This window comes from Mesorhizobium sp. M7A.F.Ca.AU.002.02.1.1, assembly GCF_003998535.1.
Taxonomy (GTDB): Bacteria; Pseudomonadota; Alphaproteobacteria; order Rhizobiales; family Rhizobiaceae; genus Mesorhizobium; species Mesorhizobium ciceri.
The window spans coordinates 1-1,910 of the sequence record NZ_RZPB01000971.1 but is presented as its reverse complement, the minus strand read 5'-3'; the positions used below and the strand labels follow the sequence as shown (position 1 = coordinate 1,910).

The following is a 1,910-nucleotide window of genomic DNA, read 5'->3' as shown; positions in this document are numbered from 1 at the left end:
AGCCAGACATTCTCCAGGCCCCACGCCTGCCCCATCAGCGGCAGCTCATCGGCCGTCATCTGGAAAGGTCCTCGCACATTGCGCTTGATGCCGGCGCGCCCGAGCGCGGGAACCAGTTCGGTGGCGCGCTCCCAGTTCCAGGAAACGGCATCGAAATCTTCATCGAGCAGATCGGCGCCGAACCATTCCGGGACACCGTTTTCGGCGAACAGCTTGAGCTGCTCGGTACGCTCATAGGGACCGAACATCAGCCCGTCTCCCTCTTCGCGCAGATAGCCCTCGTAACCCTCGTCCCTGAGGATCGGCATCTCCGGAAGACCAAGCCGTTTGCGTTCCACGATTTCGGGAACCGCCTCGGTGATCCAGTACTGGTGCAGGATCGGGATCGCGGGAATGTCCAGGCCCAGCATGGCGCCTGTCTGGCGTGCGTAATTGCCTGTTGCAAGGATGACATGTTCACAGACGATCTCGCCGCGTGAGGTTTTGACCCTCCACTCGCCGCTCGGCATCCGCTCGAAACCCACGACCTCGGTATCAAGATGGATCTTCGCGCCGAGGTCGCGTGCACCCTTGGCCATGGCCTGGGTGACATCGGCGGGTGCAATGTGGCCGTCATCGGGATGGTAGAGGGCACCCAGCATGGTGTTGTTGTCGAGCAGCGGCCAGATCTCTCGCGCCTCCGCGGGCGATACGATCCGGGCCCGCACTCCCTGGACCTCGGCAACGTCCATGTAGCTTCTGTACTCGTCCAGCCTGTCGCGCGTGTTGGCAATGCGCAGTTGCCCGCATTTGTGCCAGCCGACGTTCTGGCCCGTCTCCGCCTCCAGGCCTTCATAGATCGCGATCGATCTGGCGATCATGCGGCCGACATTGCGGCTGCGCGCGTAAGAGGGGATGAGCCCCGCGGCATGCCATGTCGAACCGGCCGTAAGCTGTGTTCGCTCCAGCAATGCCACATCGGTCCAGCCGCGCTTTGCCAGGCCGTAGAGAATGCCGGCGCCCACACAGCCGCCACCGACCACGACCGCACGAAAGGAACTCACCATATGCGCGTGCCCTTGTCTGAAATTGCCACCGGTCCACATGAACGCATGCGCATACTGTCAGACAGCATCCGGCTTTTCAGCATATTTCCTTGTCTGGAACGCTGCAGTGGTCACCCGACTGTTGGGCCACGAAGCCGGCCGAACTGTCAGCTGTCGCGCCCGCGTTCAGGCCGCTTTTTTGCGTTTTGCCTAGCTATATTCCGATTGCAGCATTCGGGATCGGGACATGATCTTCGTTGATCAGCACGATCGGCGCATCGGCTCCCTCGACCCTGACGACCAGCAGGCGCAGGCTCCACGTGCCGGCTGTCCGGACAGCCGTCGAATAGGCCGTGCCCTTGCCCCTGGCGCCGTGGACCGGAATGCCGAACTGGGCGTCACCAGCCCCATTCGCATCGACGTTGAGATGGCCGCCGACCCAGAAACTGTCGGTTTGCAACCCCGGTCAGGTCTTGTTGGACAGCCGGCGAAAATTCGCTTTCACGGCACGGCTTGCCGGCTTCAGCGCGGCGCTGATCGAGCGCTCCGCCGCAACCCCGTTGAACAGCGATGGCGTGCGGCCGGAAAAGACTTCCGGCCAGAACCGCGACGCCGATTGCAGGAAAGACATTTGCGCCGCAAACGCGCCTTCGGCCATAGCGGCGGTCTTCTCGTTGACCGCACGCGCCGTCTCCGTACTCCATGGCTGGCGGCTCCCGCCATCCATGGCCATCAACGGCAGCCGCATCATCGCCACCAGCGGCGCCAGCATCAGGTCGCCGCTGATGCTGGCCGCTTCTCGCGTCCGTCGGCTCTTGCCGGTTTCTCTCATGGAAACAAACCCCTTGTGGCGGCCGAATCAGCCGCTGCCCCACACACTACGCG

The 1,910-nt window shown here is 63.1% G+C and carries 3 protein-coding genes; all 3 read right to left on the bottom strand.

Features of this window, described 5'->3' with window-relative positions:
• A partial coding sequence (locus tag EN879_RS33920) for an FAD-binding oxidoreductase (RefSeq protein WP_164774760.1) occupies nucleotides 1-1,046 on the bottom strand: 1,046 nt, incomplete at its 3' end.
• Nucleotides 1,047-1,239: 193 nt separating this feature from the next.
• Entirely contained in the window at nucleotides 1,240-1,485 is a 246-nt protein-coding gene (locus EN879_RS33915) for a cytochrome c oxidase assembly factor Coa1 family protein (RefSeq protein WP_244514305.1), read from the bottom strand.
• 6 nt (nucleotides 1,486-1,491) lie between these two features.
• Nucleotides 1,492-1,857 carry a hypothetical protein gene (locus EN879_RS33910; protein WP_063168189.1) on the bottom strand — a complete coding sequence of 122 codons (366 nt, stop codon included), beginning with the start codon at nucleotides 1,855-1,857 and terminating at the stop codon, nucleotides 1,492-1,494.
• Nucleotides 1,858-1,910: the final 53 nt, after the last annotated feature.

Coding starts and splice junctions, on each gene's coding strand:
- EN879_RS33910 (WP_063168189.1), bottom strand. CDS start 1,857: ATGAGAGAAACCGGCAAGAGCCGACGGACGCGAGAAGCGGCCAGCATC.